The organism is Tessaracoccus terricola, from assembly GCF_054776555.1.
The window spans coordinates 1203965-1226482 of sequence record NZ_BAAHBS010000005.1; the positions used below are offsets into that span (position 1 = coordinate 1203965).

Here is a 22518-nt window from a genome sequence, read left to right on the forward strand (position 1 = left end):
GATCAGAAGTTGATCATGTGGCCGCCGATGCCGTGGGCGGCCTCCTTCATGGCCTCCGACAGCGTCGGGTGCGCGTGGATGTTGCGGGCGATCTCGTCCGTGGTCAGGTCGTAGGCCTGCGCCAGCGTCAGCTCGGGCAGCAGCTCGGTGACGTCGGGGCCGATCATGTGGGCACCGAGGATCTCGTTGTAGCGGGCGTCGGCCACGATCTTGACGAAGCCGGTGGCGTCGCCCAGTCCCCAGGCCTTGCCGTTGGCGGCGAACGGGAACTTGGAGACCTTGACCTCGTAGCCCTTGTCCTTGGCCTGCTGCTCCGAGTAGCCGAAGGAGGCCACCTGCGGCTGCGAGTAGGTGGCGCGTGGGATCATGTCGTAGTTGATCGGGTGGGTCTCCACCCCGGCGATGGTCTCGGCGGCGACGATGCCCTGGGCCTCGGCGGTGTGGGCCAGCATCATCTTGCCGGTGCAGTCGCCGATGGCGTACACGTTCTCCACGTTGGTGCGCATGAAGTCGTCGATGCCGACGGCACCGCGGTCGGTGAGCTCGACACCCAGCTTCTCCAGGCCGTAGCCCTCGGTGCGGGGGGCGAAGCCGATGGCGGAGAGGAAGCGGCTGGCCTCGAGGACCTGCTGCTCGCCACCCTTGGCGGGGCTGACGGTGACCTTGACGCCGGAGCCGGTGTCCTCGATGCTCTCCACCTTCGTGGAGGTGAGGACCTTGATGCCGAGCTTCTTGTACGCCTTGGCCAGCTCCGCCGAGATGTCCGCGTCCTCGGTTGGCACCATGCGGTCCAGGAACTCGACGATGGTGACGTCCACGCCGTAGCTGCTCAGGACGTAGGCGAACTCGGTTCCGATCGCGCCGGAGCCGCCGATGATGATGGACTCGGGCACGGACTCCTCGAGGATCTGCTCCTCGTAGGTGACGACGTTGGCCGAGACCTCGGTGCCCGGCAGCAGACGCGTCGTGGCACCCGCGGCGACGATGGCGTTGGCGAAGGTGACCTTCTGGGTGTTGCCCGAGTCGTCGGCCACCTCGATGGTGTTGGCGTCGACGAAGGTGCCCCAGCCGTTGAACTCCTGGATCTTGTTCTTCTTCATCAGGAAGTGGATGCCCTTGGTCATCCGCTCCGAGACGGCGCGGCTGCGCTGGTAGGCCTTGCGGTAGTCGAAGCTGACCTTGCCCTCCACCTCGAGCCCGAACGCGTCGGCCTCCTTGTTTACGATGTTGGCGATCTCGGCGTTGCGCAGCAGCGACTTGGTGGGGATGCAACCCACGTTGAGGCAGACACCGCCCCAGTACTTCTTCTCGATGATCGCGGTCTTCAGGCCGAGCTGGGCGGCACGGATCGCCGCCACGTAACCACCGGGACCGGCACCAACTACAACTACGTCAAAATCGTGGGTCATGGGAGCCACTCTAGTCCCCCACGAACCGGGCTGCGACACGGACCGACACATCCGAATCGGGTTTATCTCAGATATGAGATACAGTGGCGCGATGAGCGCAACCAGTCAGTCCCTAGGAATCATGATCCGCGAGGCCCGCACCTCGCGCGGGTGGTCCCAGCAGCGGCTAGCCGACGCCGTGGGCACCGCACAGAGTGCGGTCCACCGGATCGAGAACGGCCAGCAGAACCTCTCCCTGAACATGATCGGCCGCCTCGCCGAGGCGCTGGACATGCCGCTCATCCAGACCGCCACCGCCGGTCAGATGAACTTCGAGATCCAGGGCCCGACGCAGCTCAGCGGTGAGATCGAGGTGCGCAGTTCCAAGAACGCCGCCGTCGCGCTGCTGTGCGCCAGCATGCTGAACCGCGGCCGCACCGTCCTGCGCGGCATCGCCCGCATCGAGGAGGTCGACCGCATCTGCGAGGTGCTGGAGTCCCTCGGCGTACAGATGACCTGGACCGGCGACGGTCAGGACCTCGAGCTGGTCCGTCCCGAGACCCTCACTTGGGAGACCATCGACCAGCGAGCGGCCCGCCGCACCCGCAGCATCCTGATGTTCCTCGGCCCGCTGCTGCACGACTTCGACGAGTTCAAGCTCCCCTACGCCGGCGGCTGCGACCTCGGCGCCCGCACCGTGCACCCCCACATGTCCGCGCTGCGTCGGTTCGGGCTCGCGGTGGAGGCCACCGACGGGCAGTACAACGCCACTGTGGACCGGGACACCCAGGGCGAGCGCCACGTCACGCTGGTGGAACGCGGCGACACCGTCACCGAGAACGCCCTCATGGCCGCCGCCCGCACCCCGGGTGTGACCGTCCTGCGCAACGCGTCGGGGAACTACATGGTCCAGGACCTGTGCTTCTTCCTGCAGCGCATCGGCGTCCAGATCGAGGGCATCGGCACCACCACCCTGCGCATCACCGGCGTCCAGGACATCGACGTGGACGTGGAGTACCACATCTCCGAGGACCCGATCGAGGCGATGAGCCTGCTCACCGCCGGGATAGTGACCAGGTCCGAGATCACCGTGCGCCGCTGCCCCATCGAGTTCCTCGAGGTCGAGTTCGCGGTGCTGGAGGAGATGGGCCAGCGCATGACGCTGTCCCCCGAGTACACCAGCCGCAACGGCCGCTCACGCCTGGTGGACGTCACGGTGCACCCGTCGGAGCTGGTGGCGCCGCTGGACAAGATCCACCCCATGCCGTTCCCCGGCCTCAACATCGACAACCTGCCGTTCTTCGCGGTCATCTGCGCCATGGCCGAGGGCCAGTCGATCATCTACGACTGGGTCTACGACAACCGCGCCATCCATCTGAAGAAGCTCGCGGACCTGGGTGCCAACGTGACACTCATGGACGCCCACCGGCTCATGATCATCGGCCCCACCAACTGGCGCGGCCGAGACATCGAGTGCCCGCCGGCGCTGCGTCCGTCGGTGTGCCTGCTGCTGGCCGCCATGGCTGCGCGCGGGACCACCAACCTGACTGATGTCTACGTGATCAACCGCGGCTACGAGGACCTGCCCCAGCGCCTCAACAAGCTCGGCGCGAAGATCAACGTCTTCTGGGGCGAGAAGAACGGCGACGAGCTCTGAGGCTCACTCCAGCCGCGTGGCCTCGAAGCTGTGCTTCGGGGCCACGATGCTCTCCTGGGCCGCCACCAGCTGCAGTTCCGGCTCGCCGCTGAGAGCGGTGGTCTCGAGGATGGAGTAGACCACCGAGGCCGTCATCCCGAGGGTGCGGGCGAGGTCCCCCGTCTTCAGCCAGTGGGCCAGGAACACCGCGGTGGTCAGGTCACCGGAGCCCACGAAGCTGCGGTCCAGCAACGGCGTCGCGACGATGTGGGCGCCCTCGGGGCCCACGGCCAGCATCCGCATGACGCCGGGTTCCATGTCGGCGCCGACCACCGAGGTCACCACGACGAGCTCCGGTCCACGGGCGCGCAGTTCGTGGGCCGCCTCGAGGACCTCGGCGAGGGTGTCGGTGGTGCGCCCGGTGAGGTACTCGAGCTCGAACAGGTTCGGGGTCATGATGTCCGCGGCCCCCACCACGTGGTCACGCATGAACTCCGGGATGCCGGGGGCGCAGAAGAACCCGCGCCCGACGTCGCCCATCACCGGGTCGGCGCAGAACACGGCATCCGGGTTGCGCTGCTTGACCAGGGCGGCGGCGTCGAGGATCACCTGGCCCATCTCCGGGGACCCCTGGTAGCCGGCCAGCAGGGCGTCCACCCGGTCCAGCACCTGCCGCTCGTCGATCCCACGGACCACGTCCGCCACGTCTGCGGCCGGGATGAGTGGTCCCCGCCAGGCCCCGTAGCCGGTGTGGTTGCTGAAGTTGACCGTGTGCACGGGCCAGACGTCCACCCCGCTGCGCTGCAGGGGGAACACCGCGGACGAGTTGCCCGCGTGGCCGTAGGCGACGGCCGACTGGATGGAGAGAACGGTACGCATCTGACAAAGTGTGGCACTGCCGCGCGGGATGGGCATAATGACGTCCATGGTTTCCGCGCCTGATGGCTTCCTGTCCCCCGGCTTCACGGCCATGGCCCATCGCGGCGGCGCCCTGCTGGCCGAGAACCTGGGCATCGAGAACACCTTGGAGGCGTTCCGCAACGCCGTTGCGCTCGGCTACGAGTACCTGGAGACCGACGTCCACGCCACCCGCGACGGCGTGCTGGTGGCCTTCCACGACGTGAACCTCGTCCGGGTGACCGACACCGACGCGGCGATCGAGGACCTCACCTTCGCCGAACTGCGGGAGCTGCGGGTGGGTGGCAGGGCGGTGATCCCCACCGTCGACGAGCTCTTCGAGGAGTTCCCCGACTGTCGGTTCAACCTGGACCTCAAGGCGCCGGGCGCCATCCACCTGCTGGTGGAGGCGATCCGACGGCACAAGGCGGAGCACCGGGTGTGCGTGGGTTCGTTCTCACGGCGCCGGCTGGCACGCTTCCGTCGCCGGTTGCCGCAGGTGCCGACGGCGTTCTCCCCCGTCGGTGTCGTGGCGATGATGCTGGGGCTGGTGCGTCGCACCCCCGGGGGACCGCCCCGGGTGTACCAGGTGCCGCTGACCCACCGCGTCGGACCGTTCACGGTGAAGGTGGTCACGCCGCAGCGAATCCGCACCATCCAGAACTCCGGGCGCAAGATCCACGTGTGGACGATCGACGAGCCCGGCGTCATGCACGAGCTGATCGACTGGGGCGTGGACGGCATCATCACGGATCGGCCCGATCTGTTGAAAGGCGTACTCAGGAGCCGGGGTATGTGGTCTACTCGGAACTGATGGAGCACCCCGTTCGTTGAACCATCAGGAGGGAGACGACTATGGCTGATCGTGCACTGAGAGGCGTCGGACTGGGCGCCAAGAGCTTCGAGGACGAGCAGGGCATCGAGTTCGCCGATCGCAACCAGATCGGATTCGACTGTCCCAAGGGCCACCACTTCGAGGTGACCTTCGCCCTGGAGGCGGAACTGCCCACGGAGTGGGAATGCAAGAAGTGCGGCCTGATGGCCGTGCGCTCCGACGGCTCCGTCGGGGAGGAGAAGGAGACCAAGCCGCAGCGCACCCACTGGGACATGCTGCGTGAGCGCCGCTCCATCCCCGAACTGGAAGAGATCCTCGACGAGCAGCTGGGCAAGCTGCGGGACTCCGGCAAGTCCTAGCGTTCCTCGTCATCTTCGACGACCTCGCCCTTGATCACCTGTGATCCGGGCGGGGTCGTCGTCGTTGTGGCCACCCGCATGCTCCGGCCCGCCCACTTGCCCAGCCCGGCACGCACCAGGGGCCGGGTGAACGGGAGCAGGAGCAGCAGGCCCACCACGTCGGTGATGAACCCGGGCAGGATCAGCAGGACCCCACCGATCAGGACCAGGACGGCGTCCGCGGCCCTGCCAGGTGGCAGGGCGCCGGTGCGCAGCGACTCGGACAGGTTCCCCCAGGCCCGGCGCCACTCCCGCTGCAGCAGGAACGCCCCCAGCAGCGTCGTGGCCGCGAGGATGGCGAGCGTCCACCAGCCCAGCTGGCTGGAGACCCAGATCAGGGCTGCGATCTCGGCCAGGACGAACAGCAGGAAGGGAACCACAACGAGTGCGACGCCCCACCGGCCGACGGTCCCGGGCCGCGGCTCAGACATGGCGCTTGCGCCGCCCGGTGAGCTTCCCGAGGAAGTTCCGGACCTGCTTGGCGCGGTGGTCCACACCCCACAGGGCGGTGCGGATCATGGCCTCGATGACGATGCCGCGGCTCATCTTGGAGTCGCCGAACTCCCGCTCGACGAACTCGATGGGCACCTCCACCACCTTGTAGCCCTTCTTCACGGCCCGCCAGGCGAGGTCCACCTGGAAGCAGTAGCCGGCGCTAGCCACCTCGTCGAGGCCGATGCCGCGCAGGGTGTCCGCGCGGAAGGCGTTGAAGCCGCCCGTGGCGTCCTTCAGGTTGATGCCCAGCCACAGCCGGGTCCACAGGTTGCCGCCGCGGGACAGGATCTCCCGGGACTTGGGCCAGTTGACGACGCTGCCGCCCTTGACCCAGCGGGAGCCCTTGACCATGTCGGCTGTCTCCAGCGCCTTCAGCAGGAGCGGGAGCTGTTCGGGCTGGTGGGAGCCGTCGGCGTCGTGCTCTACGAGCACTCCGTAGCCGGCGTCGAGGCCCCAGTGGAAGCCCGCGAGGTAGGCGGCACCCAGGCCCTCCTTGCCCTTGCGGTGCAGGACGTGGATGTGGTCGTCGTCGGCCGCCAGCCGGTCGGCGATCTCGCCGGTGCCGTCGGGCGAGTTGTCGTCGGCCACCAGGACGTGGGCCTCCGGGACCGAGGTGCGCAACCGTCGCGTGATGCTCTCGACGTTCTGCGCCTCGTTGTACGTCGGGATGATCACCAGTACCTTGCCCAGCGGCGGGTAGTGCGTCATTCGCTACTTCCAATCGGTTGTTCGGAATTGTCCATCCTACCGGGACGCCTGCGCCCTCCCCGGGTAGCCACAGCGTAGAGGGTGGCGCCCAGCGCCGTCGCGGACACGACGATCGCGAGCCACGGGCCGATGGTGACCGCGAGGTTCACGTTGGTGCGCAGCGGCACGGTGAAGGTGCGGTTGGCGGAGGTCAGTTCGGAGGTGGACTCGTGCAGGACGCCGTCCACGTCCACCAGCCCGGAGACCCCGTTGATGGTGGACACGATGATCTCGCGTCCGGTCTCGAGGGCCCTGATGCGGTTCAGGGCGGTCTGCTGCGGCACCTCGAAGGTGCCCGCGTAGGTGTTGGTGTTGCTCTGGGAGACCAGCACCTGGGCGTCGGCCCGGATCGTGTCGAAACTGGTGGAGTCCCAGGCCAGTTCGAAGCAGATGATGGTGCCTACCCGCAGGTACTGGAAGGCGGCGGTGGGGGCGTCGACGACGCCGGGTCCGTCGCCCGGGATGGACTGGCGGCCGATCTGCTCGAGGATGGGCAGGCGCGGCAGCAGGAAGTCCCGGAACGGGATCCACTCGCCGAAGGGAACCAGGTTGCGCTTGTCGTAGCGGTCGCCCGGGCCGGTCTCCGGGTGCCACCACAGGCTGGAGGTCTGCCGGGAGTCGGGTTCGGGTCCGTCCATCACCGCGCCGACGAAGATCGGCACCCCGGCGAGGCGGACGGCCGTCTCGATCTGTTGGCGGGTGGTGGCGTCGCGGAGGGGGTCGATGTCGGTGGCGTTCTCCGGCCAGACGATGAAGTCCAGCGGCTCTGCCCCGCGGGCGCGGTTCTCGGCCAGCAGGCGCACGGTCTCGCTCAGGTGGTTCGCCGTCACTGAACGCGCGTAGGTGCCGGTGCCCTTCTCGGCGCGGTTCACGTTGCCCTGCACCACCCCGACGGTGACCTGCTGCTCGGGCTCGGCGTGCGGGACGAACGTCAGGGCGGCGCCGGTGACGAAGATCGCGAGTCCCCCGGTCGTGGCCCGCAGGCGCAGCGTCCGATCCGTGACGGCGAGCAGGAGCAGGTTCGCCCCCAGTGCCAGCAGTAGGGTCACCCCCGCCGAACCCACCCAGGCGAACCAGCCGGAGATCGGCTGGTCGAGGCCGGTGTGGGCGAGCCGGATCCACGGGAAGCCGCCGAACGGTACCGAGCCAGCGGCTGTCTCCACCGCCACCCACGCCGCCGGCACCCAGAACACCCAGCCGCGGATCCGCGTCAGCAGTGCCGTGAGGATGCCCAGCACGAGGAACCACAGCGACATGAACGCCACCAGCCCGATGGCCACAGGCACCCCGAGCACGCTGATCCAGTGGATTGTGAGGGTGTTGAGCGCCACGCCCACCACGAGGCCGTGCAGGGCCGCGTCGCCGGCGCTGCGGCCGGCGAGGAGCCACGTGAACAGCGCCGCGCCGAGGAGTGTGGCGGGCCATAGGCCCATCGGTGCGAACCCGAGCCCCACCAGGAGTCCGGCGAGCACTGCCAGCGGCAGGGACTGGAGCCTGGTCAGGCAAGGCGGTTTGAGCGGCGACACGCGCGCCAGCCTACCCGGGGCAGTTGTGACAGGATTGGCCGGTGAGCACCCTGATGGTCTTCGACACGTCCTACCTGTACTTCCGCGCGTTCTTCGGGTTGCCCTCCTCGATGCGGACACCGGACGGGAGCCCGATCAACGCCGTGAAGGGGCTGCTCGACTCGATCGCACGGCTCGTGGACCAGTACCGCCCGGACCTCGTGGCCTGCGCGTGGGACGACGACTGGCGGCCCGAGTGGCGCACGGACCTGGTGCCCTCCTACAAGGCCCACCGCGTCGTCGCGGAGGTGGCCGACGGGGTGGACCAGGAGGAGACGCCCGACGAGCTCTCGCAGCAGGTCCCGGTGATCCGGCAGGTGCTGCAGGAACTGGGCATCGCCGTGATCGGCGCCGCCAGCCACGAGGCCGACGACGTCCTGGCCTCACTCGCCACCCAGCACTCCGGCCGCTCGCTGGTGGTCACCGGGGACCGGGACCTGTTCCAGCTCGTCGACGACGACACCTCGGTGGTCTACGTCGGCCGCGGCGTCGCCAAGCACGAGGTGGTCACCGACGACTGGCTGGTCACCAAGTACGACCTGCCGGCCGCCCGTTACGTGGACTTCGCCGTCCTGCGCGGCGACCCGTCCGACGGGTTGCCCGGGGTGAAGGGCGTCGGCGAGAAGTCGGCGGCGAAGCTGGTCAGGCAGTTCGGTTCCCTCACTGAACTGGTGGAGGCGGCGATCTCCGGCACCGGCGTGATGCCGCCCGCCACCCGGGCCCGCATCGTGGCCGACGCGGAATACATCCTGAAGGCAGAGGTGGTGGTGGAGGTGGTGCGGGACCTGGAGCTCGCCGCCCCCACTCCCCTGCCGCTCGAGGTCCCACCCGCCACTGTGGCGGCCATCCAGGAGCGGCTGGGCCTCGGCGGGACGATGGACCGTGTCGTCGCGGCGCTGGCTCAGCGCGGGGCGTGAAGCAGGTAGACCGCGGAACTGGCGAACGCGTTGGCCGCCAACCAGCCGAGCTTGTGGGCGTGGCCCTGCTCGTCCAGCGGGATGCGGCGGTCCACCTGCAGCTCGAGGCTCTGGAACAGGGGCTCCAAATCTGCCAGTGAGGTGTAGTGGATGTTGGGCGTGTCGTACCACTCGAACGGCAGGTCCCGCGACATCGGCATCCGCCCGCCCAGCAGCCTGAGCCGGTTGCGCCAGTGCGCGAAGTTCGGCATTGACACCACGCTGTGCACCGCGATCCGGGCGATCTGGCGAAGCACCTCGCGCGGCTTGTACACGTTCTGCAGGGTGCGGGAGAGGACGACCACGTCGTAGGAGTCGTCCCCGAACTCGTCCAGCTGGGTGTTCAGGTCCAGCTCGATCACGTTGACACCCGCACGGATGGCGGCCGTCAGTTCGCTCGGCTCCATCTCCACACCGGTGCCGGTGCAGCCCTTCTGCTCCAGCAGTTTGAGGAGTTCACCGTCGCCACAGCCGAGGTCCAGGACGCGGGATCGCTCCGGGATTAGGCGGGAGATGAGTTGCAGGTCCGGGCGCAGTTGGCGGGTCATGCGGCAGCACGCTCCATGAAGGCCGAGATGCTCTGGTGGTAGTCGTCGATGGTCAGCAGGAAGCTGTCGTGGCCCCACGGCGAGGAGATCTCCCGGAAGGAGGTCGGCACCCGCGCCCCCTCGAGGTGTCGCACGATGCGGCGCGAGTGTTCTGTGGAGAAGCGCCAGTCTGTGTCGAAGCTCACCACGAGCACCTTGACCGGGTCCGCGGCGAGCGCTGCGGTGGCGTCGGGCTCCGCGAACGGGTCGAAGTAGTCCATCACCCGGGTGAGGTAGAGGTAGCTGAGGGCGTCGAAGCGGGACAGGAACGAGTTGCCCTGGTGCTCCAGGTAGCTCTCGACGGCGAAGTCCACCCCGAAGTTGTGGCCCAGCTCGCCCGACTGCGCCTCGCGCCCGAACTTGGACTGGAAGCCGTCCTCGGAGAGGTAGGTGATGTGGGCCATCATGCGGGCCACGCTCAGTCCCTTGTCCGGCGACGTGCCCAGGGCCTGGAAGTCACCGTCCCGGAAGTCCGGGTCGCGCATGATGGCCTGCCGGCCGACCGCGGAGAACGCGATGTTCTGGGCCGTGAGGCGCGACGACGCGGCGATCACGATGGCGTTGTCCACCTCCGCGGGGTGGGTGAGGATCCACTCCAGGACCTGCATGCCCCCCAGCGATCCGCCCACCAGTGCGGCCCAGCGCTCGATGCCGAGGTGCTCGCCCAGGCGTCGGTGCACGGTCACGAAGTCCGACATCGCCAGCAGCGGGAAGTCCAGGCCGTAGGGCTCACCCGTGGCCGGGTTGGTGGAGGACGGCCCCGTGGTGCCCTGGCAGCCCCCGAGCAGGTTCGGGCAGACGACGAACCAGACGTCGGTGTCGATGGGCTTTCCGGGACCGATCAGCGTGTCCCACCAGCCGGGGCGCTTGTCCCCCGGGCGCTGACCGGCGGCGTGGGCGTCGCCGGTCAGCGCGTGGCAGATGAACACCGCGTTCGAGCGGTCTGCGTTCAGCGTGCCGTAGGTCTCGTAGCGGACGGAGACCTCCGTCATCGTCGCCCCACTGCGCAGGCGCAGCGGTTGCTCGTCCGTGAACAGGAGGGCGTCGTGACAGGAGGTTTCCACCCGGCCATTGTGTCAGGAGAACTGGGACAGCGCCTTGTCCAGGTCAGCGATCAGGTCGTCCACGTTCTCGATGCCCACGGACAGCCGCACCAGCTCCGGCGGCACCCCGGCAACGACGAGCTCCTCGTCGGAGAGTTGCGAGTGGGTCGTGGTGGCGTTGTGGATCACGAGGGACTTGGCGTCGCCGATGTTGGCGAGGTGGCTGAACAGCTCCAGCGACTCGACGAACTTGGCCCCCGCCTCGCGTCCGGCCTTGAGGCCGAAGGACACCAGGCCGCCGAAGTAGCCGTCCTTCAGGATCCGCTTGGCGATCTCGTGGCTGGGGCTGGACTCCAGGCCCGGGTAGTTCACCCAGCTCACGGCGTCGTGGCCCTCCAGGAACCGGGCGATCTTCAGGGCGTTGTCGCTGTGGCGCTCCATTCGCAGGTGGAGCGTCTCGAGGCCCTGCAGCATCAGCCACGAGTTCAGCGGTGCGATGGCGCCGCCGGTGTTGCGCAGCAGCACCGTGCGGGCGCGCAGGATGTAGGCGGCCTCACCGGCGGCCTCGGTCCACACCACGCCGTGGTAGGCGTCGTCGGGCTGGGTCAGGCCGGGGAAGCGCTCCGCGTGGGCGGCCCAGTCGAACTTGCCCGAATCGACGATGATGCCGCCCATGCTGGTGCCGTGGCCGCCGATGTACTTGGTGGCGGCGTGCACGACGACGTCGGCACCGTGCTCGAAGGCGCGGGTCAGGTACGGGGTGGGGACGGTGTTGTCCAGGATGAACGGCAGCCCAAGCTCGTGCGCGGCGGCGCTCCAGGCGTCAATGTCGATGACGTTGATGGCCGGGTTGCCCACCGTCTCACCGAAGACCAGCTTGGTCTTCTCGTCGACGTGCTTGGCCAGTTCCTCCGGCTTGTTCGGGTCCACGAACCGGGCCTCGATGCCGAACTGGGCCAGGGTGTTCTTGAACAGCGCGAACGTGCCGCCGTAGAGCGTGGACAGGGCGACGATGTTGTCGCCGGCGTAGGTCAGGTTCAGCACGGCGTAGGTCACGGCCGTCGAACCCGAGGACGTGGCGAGCGCCCCGACGCCACCCTCGAGGGCGTTCACGCGCTGCTCGAACACGTCCTGGGTGGGGTTCATGATGCGGGTGTAGATGTTGCCGGGCTTGCGCAGGGCGAACAGGTCCGCGGCGTGCTCGGTGTCGTCGAAGACGAACGACGTTGTCTGGTAGATCGGGACGGCACGGGAGTTGGTGGCCGGGTCCGCGGTCTCCTGACCTGCCTGCACGGCGAGGGTTTCGGGACGGTACGTCATTGTGCTCCTTGGAGAAGGGTTGGTCGATCGCTGGAAACACTAGCGAGCTTTCCACCGGTGCAACCCCGCGGTCCACGGTCCTATTCCCGCCTAGGCGGACTCGCGCACCACCAGTTCGGTTGGGAGCGTGACGTGGCGCAGTTCCGCCCCGCCCACCAGGTCCAACAGGACGGTGGCCATCTGCTCGGAGAGTTCCTTCCACGGCTGGCGCATCGTCGTCAGCGGCGGGTCGTTCTCGGCAGCGATGCCGGAGTCGTCGAATCCGGCGACTGCCACGTCCCCGGGCACGGAGAGCCCGGCCTCGCGGAGTTCGGCGACGGCGCCGACGGCCATCAGGTCGTTGGCCGCGAAGACGGCGTCGAACTTGTTCCCGGAGGCCAGCAGTTCCCGCATCGCACGCCGGCCCGAAGCCCTGCTGTAGTCGCCCGCCACCACCAGGGCAGGATCGAATTGCTCCCCCATCGCCTCGCGGAAGCCCTGCAGCCTGAAGTGCCCGCCCGGGGTGTCGTCCGGGCCGGCGATCATGGCGATCCGGCGGTGCCCCCTGCCCAAGAGGTAGTCGGTCATGACAGCCGCGGATCCGGCCTCGTCCACCGAGACCGACGAGACCGACGACTCGTGGCCCAGCGGCAACCCGCAGGCCACCATGGGCAGTTTGTGGTTGAGCAGTGAGGGCAGAAGCGGGTCCTGTTCGTGGGAGGAGATCAGCATGACGCCGTCCACGTGACCGGCGCTCAGGTAGCGCTCCACGCTCTCCCGCTCCCCCTCACTGCCGGCCACCAGCAGCACCAGCGTCACGGAGCGCTCGGCCATCGCCTCGGCGATGTCTCTCAGCAGCAGCGAGAAGGTCGGGTCCGCGAACAGCAGCTGGTACTCCTCCGTCAGGAGGAAGGCGACGGAGTCCGTGCGGCCGGTCGCGAGGCTGCGAGCGTGGGCGTTGACCTTGTACCCGGTCTGGCGGATCGCCTCCTCCACGGCGGAACGCGCCTGCGGCGAGACCCAGTTGGCGCCGTTCATGACCCGGGAGACGGTGGCGTAGGACACACCGGCGGCCTTGGCCACCTCGCGGATCGTCGGCTTGCGGCCACCGCTGCCGTTGGGCTTCGTCGTCATGGGGCTTGACTCTAGTTGGAATCGACGCCAAGGTTGATTGTAAACGGTTACAGGTCCATAACGTTCTGCAAACTTGCATTGATTTTCGCAAATTTTATGGGCATCATGTGTGGAAGCTGCACAATGGCACCAATGAACAACGGAGTGGCATGACGAGTACCCCAGCCTGGCCCGATGTCGAGGGGCTGTCCTACGGCGGCGACTACAACCCCGAACAGTGGGGTCGCGACGTCTGGGACGAGGACGTGCGCCTCATGCGCGAAGCCGGGGTGAACCTGGTCAGCGTCGGCATCTTCTCCTGGGGTCTGCTCGAGGTCGCCGAGGGCGAGTTCGACTTCGGGTGGCTGGACGAACTGCTGGACCTGTTGCATTCCAACGGAATCAAGGTGGACCTCGGGACCCCGACGGCCTCCCCGCCGGCCTGGTTCTTCGCCACCTACCCCGAGGCCCGCGTCGTCACGCGCGAGGGCACCGTGATGGGCTTCGGCTCCCGCGGCATGGCCTCCCACTCCCACCCCGCCTACCAGCGCGCTGCCGTGAACATCGCGAGCCGACTGGCCCAGCGCTACGCCGCGCACCCCGCCGTCGTGATGTGGCACGTCCACAACGAGTACGGCGTCCCGGTGGGCGAGGACTTCTCCGAGGCCTCGGTCACCGCCTTCCGCACCTGGCTGCGCGAGCGCTACGGCTCCCTGGCGGCCCTCAATGACGCCTGGGGAACCGCGTTCTGGGGCCAGACGTACCGCGACTGGGACCACGTGGGCGCACCGGCGGCCGCCCCCACCACCGTCAACCCGGCACAGAAGCTGGACTTCGCCCGCTTCACCGACGACGCCCTGCTGCAGCGCTTCATCGCCGAGCGCGACGCGATCCGCGAGCACGCCTCGCAGCCGGTCACCACCAACTTCATGGCCAACCAGAGCTGGACCACCAACCTGTGGCGCTGGGGACGCGAGGTCGACGTCGTCGCTGACGACCACTACCTGTGGGCCGCGGACCCGGAGGCCCACATCGGGCTGGCGATCGCCGCGGACCTGACCCGTTCCGTCGGCGGGGGCAAACCCTGGATGCTGATGGAGCACTCCACCTCTGCGGTCAACTGGCAGCCCCGCAACGTCGCGAAGCGTCCCGGGGAGATGGCGCGCAACGCCTTCTCACACCTCGGCCGCGGCGCCGACGCCATCATGTTCTTCCAGTGGCGCGCCTCCCGGAAGGGCGCCGAGAAGTTCCACTCCTCGATGATCCCCCACGCCGGCACCGACTCCCGCGTGTGGCGGGAGGTGGTGGACCTCGGCGCAAAGCTCGGTGACGTGGCCGACATCCGCTCCTCCCGCGTCCGTGCCGACGTGGCCATCCTGTGGGACTTCGAGTCCATGTGGGCCCAGGACCTCGAGTGGCGGCCCTCGGAGGACGTCAGCCACGCCGAACGCATCCGGGCCTTCTACGAGCGGCTGTGGCGCGACGGCATCACCGTGGACTTCGCCCTGCCCGGCCAGGACCTCTCCGGCTACCGCCTCGTCGTCGCCCCTGCGCAGTACCTGCTCACCAAGGCCGACGCCGCCAACCTGAATGCGTGGGTGGCCGCCGGCGGCACCCTGCTGGTCTCCTTTTTCTCCGGAATCGTCGACGAGCACGACGCCGTGCACGAAGATGGCTACATGGCACCCCTGAGGGACTCGCTCGGCGTGGTGGTGGAGGAGTTCCTCCCCCTGCGCGAGGGGGTTACGTCCACGCTGGACTGGCGTGGTTCGGGTGCCCCGGAGCTGGTGGCGGACGTGTGGCACGAGGACCTCCGGGTCCACGAGGCGCAGGTCCGAGCCACCTACGTCGACGGCCCCGGAGCCGGCATGCCGGCCATCACCCGCAACAGCCACGGCGACGGGACGGGCTGGTACATCAGCACCCGCCTCGACGCCGATTCCCTGGCGACGGTGATGCAGGAGGTCTACGCCGACGCGGGACTCGCCCCGCTCGGCCTCCCGGACGGTGTTGAGTTGGTCACGCGCAGGGGCGCGGAGGCCGACTTCAACGTCGTCATCAACCACAACGACACCCCGGCGGAGATCCAACTGCTGGGCGTCGAACTCGTCTCCGGTGAACCCACCGGTGGCACGCAGCGGATCGGGAAGGGCGACGTCGCAGTCGTCCGCACCGCCCGCAGCGGGAACAATCCGTCGACGGAGCACTCCGGCTCCGGCGAAACCCGGTCGATCCCGACCGACCTGTGAAAGGAATGAAAATGCGCAAGCCACTCGCTCTCGGGGCGCTCGTGCTGTCGTCGGCGTTGCTGATCGCCGGCTGCAGCTCGGACACCGAGCCCGAAACCACTCCCACCGACACCGCAGTCGAGGAGACCACCGCGGCGGAGGAGACCACCGCCGAGGAGACGGAGGGCACCGAGCCGGGCGCCGCCGGGTCCATCACCATCTGGACCGACGCGGAGCGCCAGGAGGCCATCCAGGCCCAGGCCGATGCGTTCGCGGCTGACACCGGCGCCACCGTCGAGGTGGTCCAGAAGAACTTCGAGGACCTCCGCAACGACTTCATCGCGCAGGTCCCCACCGGTGAGGGCCCTGACATCACCGTCGGCGCGCACGACTGGCTGGGTGCCCTCGTGACCGCCGGCGTCGTCGACACCGTCGACCTCGGCGCCACCACCGGCGACTTCGAGTCCGTCGCGCTGGAGGCCTTCACCTACGACGGCCAGCTCTACGCGCTGCCCTACTCGATGGAGACCGTCGCCCTGATCCAGAACGTCGACCTCGTCGGCGAGGAAGCTCCCGCCACGTGGGACGACATGGTGGCCACGGCAGAGGCCGCCGGTGCCGAGCGCCCGATCGCCATCAACACCGCCGGCGAGACCGGTGACGCCTACACCATGTACGGCTTCCAGACCTCCTTCGGGGCCCCCGTGTTCGTCCAGGACGAGACCGGCTCCTACACCACCGAGGTGGGCATGGGCGGCGAGGCCGGCGAGGCCTTCGCCCAGTGGCTGTCCGACAATGGAGCCAACGGCACCGGCTACATCTCCACCACCGTTGACTACGACATCAACAACGAGCTGTTCAACTCCGGGACCGCCGCCTACACCATCCAGGGTCCCTGGGCCATCTCCTCGTTCCCGGACGTCAACATCAAGGTGAACCCCATCCCGTCCGCCGGTGGCGAGCCCGCCGCACCGTTCGTGGGCGTGCAGGGCTTCTACCTGAGCTCGCAGAGCAGCAACGCCCTGCTGGCCACGGACTTCCTGGTCAACTACCTGGGCTCCGAGGAGGGCCAGCAGGCGCTCTACGACGCGGATCCCCGTATCCCCGCGCTGTCTGCCATCGCCGACTCCGTCTCCGACGACCCGATCATCGCGGGCTTCCTCGCCTCCTCGCAGAACGGCGTCCCGATGCCGTCCATCCCCGAGATGGGTGCGGTGTGGGACTTCTGGAACGCGGCACAGGTCCAGATCATCAACGGCGCCGAGCCGGTGTCCACCTGGAACACGATGATCGAGAACCTCACTGCCGAGCTGGGCAGCTGACGCAAGGCTGAAACCCGGTGGTGGGGTCGCTGCGGCGGCCCCACCACCCCCCCCACATCCGAACCGGTCCTACGGAAGAGACACTGCAGTGGCGCAAACAACATCGAGGGCGACGAAGCCCCGGACGAGCAGTCCCACCCCGAAACCCGAGTCCCATGCCCGCAGTTGGCGCGGCAACGGGGTGGGCTTCCTGGTGAAGCTGGCCCTGATGGCCATCGTCAACGCCTTCGGCGTGCTGGTGATCCTGCAGGCCTGGTCGGTGGAGTCCTGGTGGATCCTCGGCGGCTCCGCCGTGCTGCTGGTGCTCGCGGACATCATCTACTTCACCAAGCGCGCACTGCCCCTGAAGTACCTGTTCCCCGGACTGGTATTCCTGTTCGTCTTCCAGATCTTCACCATGGGCTACACCGCCTACGTGGCCCTGACCAACTACGGCACGGGGCACGCGGGCTCCATGCAGCAGGCCGTGGACGCGGCCCTCATCCAGGACGAGCGGCGGGTGGAGGACTCCCCCGCCTACCCCCTGGCCATCGTGACCCAGGAGCCCGACGTCGTGGGCTTCGCCATCAACGACGACGGCGTCGTGCGCGTCGGCACCGAGACCGAACCGCTGAGCGAGGTCGACGGCGCCGAGGTGGCCGAGAACGGCACCCCGACCGTCGTGCCCGGCTGGGACGTGGTCCCGCGAGCCGAGCTCTACGCGGACGCCGAACTGCAGGAGATCGTGCTGAGCCTGCGGGTACCCGTCTCGGACGAGGCCGACGACGGCTCCATCAGGACGCGCGAGGGCACGCGGGGCACCGTCTACCAGTCCTCGCTGGAATGGGACCCCGACACCCAGACCCTGACCAACACCGACACCGGCGTGGTCTACTCCCCCACCGCAACCGGCGAGTTCGCCGCACCCGACGGCACCACGCTCACCACCGGTTGGTACGTCTTCGTGGGCTTCGACAACTTCGTGCGGGCCTTCACAGACGGCAGCCTGGCCGGAGACCTCCTGCAGGTGACGCTGTGGACGTTCGCGTTCGCCGCGTTGTCGGTCCTGGTCAGTTTCGGCCTCGGCCTGTTCTTCGCGATCGTCTACAACGACGACCGTCTCAAGGGGCGCAAGGTGATCAGGACACTCCTGATCCTGCCGTACGCGTTCCCGGCTTTCATGTCAGCCCTGCTGTGGCGAGGAATGCTGAACTCCGAGTTCGGAATCGTCAACGACCTGTTCTTCTTCGGCGCGAACATCGGCTGGCTCTCCGACCCGTGGCTGGCCAAGTTCGCCGTGCTGTTCGTCAACGTCTGGCTGAGCTATCCCTACTGGTTCCTGGTCTCTACGGGCGCGCTCCAATCGCTGCCGGGCGAAACCCTTGAGGCGGCCACCATCGACGGGGCGGGCAGGTGGCGCAAGTTCAGCTACATCACGCTTCCGCTGCTGATGGTCTCCACCGCCCCGCTGGCGATCTCGTCGTTCGCCTTCAGCTTCAACAACTTCACGATCATCTACATGCTCACCGAGGGTGGACCCGGGTTCGTGAACTCGCCGTCGCGCCTCGGCGCCACCGACATCCTGATCTCGGCGATCTACAAGATCTCCGGCGTCTCCGGCGGTGTGGCCGACTACGGCATGGCGAGCGCCCTTTCCATCATGGTGTTCGTGGTGATCGGCATCATCTCCGCACTGGCGTTCCGCCAGACCCGAAAGCTCGAGGAGTTCTGATGAGCAAGTCGAACAACAACGCACTCGTCGACGTCCTACCGGCCGAGCGCAAGAAGGCCGTGCGGGGCCGCTGGCTGGCCGAGGTGGGCTGGAAGTACCCACTGGCCGTCCTGTTGATCCTGTACGCGGTGTTCCCGCTGATCTACATCGTCTCGGCGTCGTTCAACCCCCGCGGCAGCCTGTCGGCGAGCAACTCCTTGTTCACGACCTTCTCCCTGGACAACTTCAAGGCACTCGGTGGCACCGCCTTCTGGCAGTGGTTCCTCAACACCCTCTACGTTTCTGGGGCCGCCGCCATCGGTGCGGTGCTGATGGGCGCCGCGGCCGCCTACGCCTTCTCACGGTTCCGGTTCAAGGGTCGCCGCACCAGCCTCACGGCCCTGCTGATCGTCCAGATGTTCCCGCAGACCATCGCGTTCGTCGCGGTCTTCCTCCTGCTGCTGGCACTCGGCGGCGTGGTGCCCGCGCTGGGCATCAACTCCCGGCTGGCGCTGATCTGCGTCTACCTGGGCGGCGCGCTGGGTGCCAACACGTTCCTCATGTACGGCTTCTTCAACACGGTCCCGATCGAGATCGACGAGTCCGCCAAGATGGACGGCGCCACCCACGCCCAGATCTTCTGGAAGCTGATCATGCCGCTGGTGGCTCCGGTGCTGGCCGTCGTCGGCCTGCTGGCGTTCATCTCCTCCTTCGGCGACTTCATCCTCGCCAAGATCGTCCTCACCTCCGAGGAGAACTGGACCCTCTCGGTGGGCATGTACCAGTGGGTCTCGAACCAGCTCACCTCCAGGTGGGGCCTGTTCGCGGCCGGCGTGGTGGTGGCCGCCATCCCGGTGCTCCTGCTGTTCCTCTCGCTCCAGCGCTACATCGTCGGCGGCCTCACCGCCGGCTCCGTGAAGGGCTGATCCGAGACCACCACCCGGGAAGTCCCGGGTGGTTTTCTCGAACCTTCCTGTAACCGCTTACAACTGAATAGTCACCAGTCAACATCGACGTGGATGGAGGCCAGGAAATGTCCTGGAGAAGAATCACACTGGGTGCCGCGGCAGCGGCGCTCGCAATCCCCCTCGTGGGGCCGGCACCGATGGCAGGTGCCGACGAGGCCGTCGAGGCCGGGATCTTCGTGGAGAAGGTGGAGGGCCTCCCCGAGGACTTCATCAACGGCGTCGACGTCTCGTCAGTACTGTCGCTGGAGGAGTCGGGGGTGGTCTTCCGTGATGACGCGGGCGATCCCGCGGACCTGTTCGACCTGCTCGCCGACGCCGGGGTCACCGACGTACGGGTGCGCGTGTGGAACGACCCGTTCGACGCCGAGGACAACGGCTACGGCGGCGGCAACGTCGACGTGGGTCGGGCCGTGGAGATCGGTGAGCGGGCCACCGCAGCGGGGCTCTCGCTGCTGGTGGACTTCCACTACTCCGACTTCTGGGCCGATCCCAGCAAGCAGCAGGCGCCCAAGGCGTGGGCCGGGATGGACCTGGACCAGAAGGTCGAGGCCGTCCATGACTTCACCGCCGAGTCCCTGCAGGCCTTCGAGGACGCGGGCGTCGACGTGCGCATGGTCCAGGTGGGCAACGAGACCAACAACCGCGTCGCCGGTGTCAGCGGGCTCACCGACATGAGCCGGCTCTTCCAGGCGGGCTCCGAGGCGGTGCGGGAGGTGCTGCCGGAGGCCCTGGTGGCCGTCCACTTCACCGACCCCCACCGCGAGGGCTTCTATGCCGGCGTCGCGGCCGCCCTGGATGCCAACGACGTCGACTACGACGTGTTCGCCTCCTCCTACTACCCGTTCTGGCACGGGACTCCCCAGAACCTGACCTCCGTGCTCTCGCACGTGGCAGACACCTATGGCAAGCAGGTCATCGTCGCCGAGACCTCCTGGGCCCACACCATGGCCGACGGCGACGGCCACGGCAACACCATCGACGTGCCCTCCGAGGCCACCGCGTACCCGGTCTCCGTCCAGGGCCAGGCCACCGCGGTCCGCGACGTCATCGAGGCGGTCGTGAACGTGGGCGAGGCCGGCATCGGCGTCTACTACTGGGAGCCCGCCTGGCTGCCGGTCGGTCCGCCGGAGGACCTCGAGGCGAACAAGCTGCTGTGGGAGGAGTTCGGCTCCGGCTGGGCCACCAGCTTCGCGGCCGAGTACGATCCCGACGACGCCGGCCAGTGGTACGGCGGCAGCTCCTGGGACAACCAGGCACTGTTCGACTTCGAGGGCAACCCGCTGGAGTCCCTGAACGTGTTCGCCTACGCCCGCACGGGCGCCGTCGCTCCCCTGGAGCCCGTCTCGGTGGAGACCATCGAGCTCGAACTGGTCCAGGGTGAGCGGATCAGCCTGCCCGTCCGGATCGGCGTCACCTTCAACGACGGCTCCGTCGAGCAGCAGCCGGTCACCTGGTCCTCCGCCGTGCACTGGATCGAGGGCCCCGGAAGCTACACGGTCCCCGGCACGACGTCCTCGGGCCTCGCAGCCGAGGCGCACATCCTGGTGACTGCCCCGAACCTGCTGGCCAACCCCGGCTTCGAGGACGAGGACACCTCCATGTGGACCACCACCGGCTCCGGTTTCACGGTGCGGTCCACCGATGACCCGCACGGCGGCGATCGCTCGGTGCACTTCTACAGCCCCGAGCCGCTGTCCTTCACCATCAGCCAGACGGTGACCGACCTCCCGGCCGGGACCTACGAGGCTGGGGCCGCACTGCAGGGCGACGGCGAGGCCGACGGCAGCACCATGCAGATCCAGGTGTCCGTCCTCCCCGACGGCGCCACCGCCGCGGCCGACTTCACCATGGACGGCTGGCGCAACTGGTCCACCCCGGTGGCCGGTCCCATCGAGGTTGCGGAAGGCGATGACGTCGAGGTCCGCATCACCCTCGACCTGCCCGCCGAGGCCTGGGGAACCCTCGACGACCTCGAGCTGGTGGGCTCCGGCGGCGTCGGGGCCGACACCACGGAACTGGCGGCCCTCGTGGCACAGGCCGGCGCGATCGACCGAGACGACATCCCGGCCGCCGCACTCGCCGCCCTCGACGAGGCACTGGCGCAGGCCGGCATCGTCCTGTCCGCGGACGCTCCGACCCAGGAGGCCGTGGACCGCGGCATCGCGGTGGTCACCGAGGCACTCGCAGGGCTGGATCCCGAGCCCTCGCCCACGCCGTCGCCGGCTCCGACGGTGACGGTCACCGCCACCGCCACCCCGACCACGCCCCCGGCAACGGAGCGCGACGTGTACTCGACGCCGGGCTTCCACAACTCAGGCGGTCGGTGGTGGCACACCCAGTGCGAGCCGTACTCGCAGACCATCCGGTGCACCACCGACATCTGGGCCACCCAGGTCAGCGCCGAGGGTTCCGGGTTCGTCTCCGAGACCGGCTGGCAGTTCAACAACCTCACCTACCTGCCGCACATGACGCGCGCGCAGTGGGGTGACAACCCGTTGGCCAATGCGGGTGAGTTCACCAGCGACGGCCGCCAGTGGAAGACGGAGTGCGACACCGCCCAGACCGGCAGGAACGGCTGCCGGACCTGGATCCGGGCCGACTACGTCGCCGGGACGCAGGACGCGTCGGGCAACTGGAGCTACGCCTGGACGCAGGGTTGGGTGTTCAACAACATGGTCAGGTTCAAGGCCTGATCCCGGGATCGGCCGCGGCTCTCAGTAGCCGCGGCCGATTTGCCTGCCCATGCGTTCCACCTCGTCCTTGGCCAGTTTCAGGCCGGCACCGGTGAACTCCCGGTAGAGCTTGATGGCGGGGATCTTGCGGCCCTGGCCGAGTTCGCCGAGCACCTGCTGGCGCTGCCACTCGGACAGGGAGGCCGTCAGCCGGGCACCCTGCGCGGGGTCGTCGATGCTGGGCCGCCGCGACTTGCTGATGCTCGGCCAGATCACGAACAGCCAGATGGCCATCATCGGGATGATGAAACCCACGTTGCCCCGGGACACGACGGTGATGCCGACGGCCACGATCATCCACCACCACTGGGCGAACCAGGGCGTCTCGGGCTCGGCGGCGGGTTGGGGCGCCACCGCGTAGGGGCTGGGCTGGGACATCGCCGGGTACGGGGCTGCGGGTTCGCCCGGGTTGGGTCCGGGCAGGTCTCGGAACAAGCGTGCCAGCTCGGGACCGGTGCGGGCCTCGAGGGCCTTGGACATGCGCTCCTCGAACTCGAACGAGTCGAGCCGTCCCTGCGAGTGGTGCTCCTGCAGTTGCTGCACCGCGAAGTCACGCTCGGCGTCGCCGATGCGCTGGGGTACGGGGTCTTCGCGGTCCATGTGTCCCAGTATGCCGTCT

The 22518-nt window shown here is 68.2% G+C and carries 19 protein-coding genes; 9 read left to right on the forward strand and 10 right to left on the reverse strand.

What is annotated here, in order from left to right; genetic code table 11:
• Nucleotides 1-2: 2 nt before the first annotated feature.
• Nucleotides 3-1409 carry a dihydrolipoyl dehydrogenase gene (gene lpdA, locus ACYU7G_RS15530; protein WP_461109414.1) on the reverse strand — a complete coding sequence of 469 codons (1407 nt, stop codon included), beginning with the start codon at nt 1407-1409 and terminating at the stop codon, nt 3-5.
• A gap of 91 nt (nt 1410-1500) precedes the next feature.
• Between lpdA and ACYU7G_RS15535 the strand changes: the two genes are divergently transcribed.
• A complete protein-coding gene (locus tag ACYU7G_RS15535) occupies nt 1501-3045 on the forward strand; it encodes a helix-turn-helix domain-containing protein (RefSeq protein ID WP_461109416.1) in 1545 nt (514 codons plus the stop codon).
• A gap of 3 nt (nt 3046-3048) precedes the next feature.
• On the opposite strand, the gene pdxY is transcribed toward ACYU7G_RS15535, so the two are convergent.
• Nucleotides 3049-3903, reverse strand: coding sequence for a pyridoxal kinase PdxY (pdxY, locus tag ACYU7G_RS15540; protein WP_461109418.1), 855 nt, complete (start codon nt 3901-3903; stop codon nt 3049-3051).
• A 46-nt stretch (nt 3904-3949) separates the two neighbouring features.
• Here pdxY and ACYU7G_RS15545 point away from each other — a divergent pair, with 46 nt between their 5' ends.
• Nucleotides 3950-4735: a glycerophosphodiester phosphodiesterase gene (locus ACYU7G_RS15545; RefSeq protein WP_461109420.1), complete on the forward strand. Its 786-nt coding sequence runs from the start codon at nt 3950-3952 to the stop codon at nt 4733-4735.
• Between the two features lie 41 nt (nt 4736-4776).
• Nucleotides 4777-5115: an RNA polymerase-binding protein RbpA gene (locus ACYU7G_RS15550; protein ID WP_461109422.1), complete on the forward strand. Its 339-nt coding sequence runs from the start codon at nt 4777-4779 to the stop codon at nt 5113-5115.
• Here ACYU7G_RS15550 and ACYU7G_RS15555 read toward each other — a convergent pair.
• From ACYU7G_RS15555 to lnt, 3 genes are read right to left on the reverse strand one after another with little or no spacing between them, the layout of a single operon-like run.
• Entirely contained in the window at nt 5112-5585 is a 474-nt protein-coding gene (locus ACYU7G_RS15555; protein WP_461109424.1) for an FxsA family protein, read from the reverse strand. The genes ACYU7G_RS15550 and ACYU7G_RS15555 overlap by 4 nt on opposite strands.
• A complete protein-coding gene (locus tag ACYU7G_RS15560) occupies nt 5578-6357 on the reverse strand; it encodes a polyprenol monophosphomannose synthase (RefSeq protein ID WP_461109426.1) in 780 nt (259 codons plus the stop codon). The genes ACYU7G_RS15555 and ACYU7G_RS15560 overlap by 8 nt, the downstream gene beginning before the upstream one ends.
• Nucleotides 6354-7922 (reverse strand): apolipoprotein N-acyltransferase, encoded by a 1569-nt coding sequence (gene lnt, locus ACYU7G_RS15565; RefSeq protein WP_461109428.1) that lies wholly within the window; start codon nt 7920-7922, stop codon nt 6354-6356. The genes ACYU7G_RS15560 and lnt overlap by 4 nt, the downstream gene beginning before the upstream one ends.
• A gap of 41 nt (nt 7923-7963) precedes the next feature.
• On the opposite strand from lnt, the gene ACYU7G_RS15570 reads away from it, so the two are divergent.
• Nucleotides 7964-8878 carry a 5'-3' exonuclease gene (locus ACYU7G_RS15570; RefSeq protein WP_461109430.1) on the forward strand — a complete coding sequence of 305 codons (915 nt, stop codon included), beginning with the start codon at nt 7964-7966 and terminating at the stop codon, nt 8876-8878.
• On the opposite strand, the gene metW is transcribed toward ACYU7G_RS15570, so the two are convergent.
• The 4 genes from metW to ACYU7G_RS15590 form a co-directional block, all read right to left on the reverse strand.
• Nucleotides 8863-9465, reverse strand: coding sequence for a methionine biosynthesis protein MetW (metW, locus tag ACYU7G_RS15575; protein ID WP_461109432.1), 603 nt, complete (start codon nt 9463-9465; stop codon nt 8863-8865). The two genes, ACYU7G_RS15570 and metW, sit on opposite strands and share 16 nt — an antisense overlap.
• The gene (gene metX / locus ACYU7G_RS15580; protein WP_461109434.1) at nt 9462-10568 is read right to left on the reverse strand and encodes a homoserine O-acetyltransferase MetX; all 1107 of its coding nucleotides are present in this window, start codon (nt 10566-10568) and stop codon (nt 9462-9464) included. Before metX ends, metW begins: the two co-directional genes overlap by 4 nt.
• 12 nt (nt 10569-10580) lie before the next feature.
• Nucleotides 10581-11867 (reverse strand): O-acetylhomoserine aminocarboxypropyltransferase/cysteine synthase family protein, encoded by a 1287-nt coding sequence (locus ACYU7G_RS15585; protein WP_461109436.1) that lies wholly within the window; start codon nt 11865-11867, stop codon nt 10581-10583.
• 90 nt (nt 11868-11957) lie between these two features.
• Nucleotides 11958-12980, reverse strand: a complete 1023-nt coding sequence (locus tag ACYU7G_RS15590; RefSeq protein WP_461109438.1) for a LacI family DNA-binding transcriptional regulator — start codon at nt 12978-12980, stop codon at nt 11958-11960.
• Nucleotides 12981-13129: 149 nt separating this feature from the next.
• Between ACYU7G_RS15590 and ACYU7G_RS15595 the strand changes: the two genes are divergently transcribed.
• The 5 genes from ACYU7G_RS15595 to ACYU7G_RS15615 all read left to right on the forward strand — a co-directional run bounded on the left by ACYU7G_RS15595 (nt 13130) and on the right by ACYU7G_RS15615 (nt 21860).
• Nucleotides 13130-15208 (forward strand): beta-galactosidase, encoded by a 2079-nt coding sequence (locus ACYU7G_RS15595; RefSeq protein WP_461109440.1) that lies wholly within the window; start codon nt 13130-13132, stop codon nt 15206-15208.
• An 11-nt stretch (nt 15209-15219) separates the two neighbouring features.
• A complete protein-coding gene (locus tag ACYU7G_RS15600) occupies nt 15220-16509 on the forward strand; it encodes a sugar ABC transporter substrate-binding protein (protein WP_461109442.1) in 1290 nt (429 codons plus the stop codon).
• Nucleotides 16510-16597: 88 nt separating this feature from the next.
• Nucleotides 16598-18220, forward strand: a complete 1623-nt coding sequence (locus tag ACYU7G_RS15605) for an ABC transporter permease subunit (protein WP_461109444.1) — start codon at nt 16598-16600, stop codon at nt 18218-18220.
• A complete protein-coding gene (locus ACYU7G_RS15610; RefSeq protein WP_461109447.1) occupies nt 18220-19125 on the forward strand; it encodes a sugar ABC transporter permease in 906 nt (301 codons plus the stop codon). The genes ACYU7G_RS15605 and ACYU7G_RS15610 overlap by 1 nt, the downstream gene beginning before the upstream one ends.
• Nucleotides 19126-19232: 107 nt before the next feature.
• Nucleotides 19233-21860 carry a glycosyl hydrolase 53 family protein gene (locus ACYU7G_RS15615; protein ID WP_461109449.1) on the forward strand — a complete coding sequence of 876 codons (2628 nt, stop codon included), beginning with the start codon at nt 19233-19235 and terminating at the stop codon, nt 21858-21860.
• A gap of 21 nt (nt 21861-21881) precedes the next feature.
• Here ACYU7G_RS15615 and ACYU7G_RS15620 read toward each other — a convergent pair whose 3' ends face one another.
• Nucleotides 21882-22499: a DUF1707 SHOCT-like domain-containing protein gene (locus ACYU7G_RS15620; protein ID WP_461109451.1), complete on the reverse strand. Its 618-nt coding sequence runs from the start codon at nt 22497-22499 to the stop codon at nt 21882-21884.
• Nucleotides 22500-22518 lie beyond the last annotated feature (19 nt).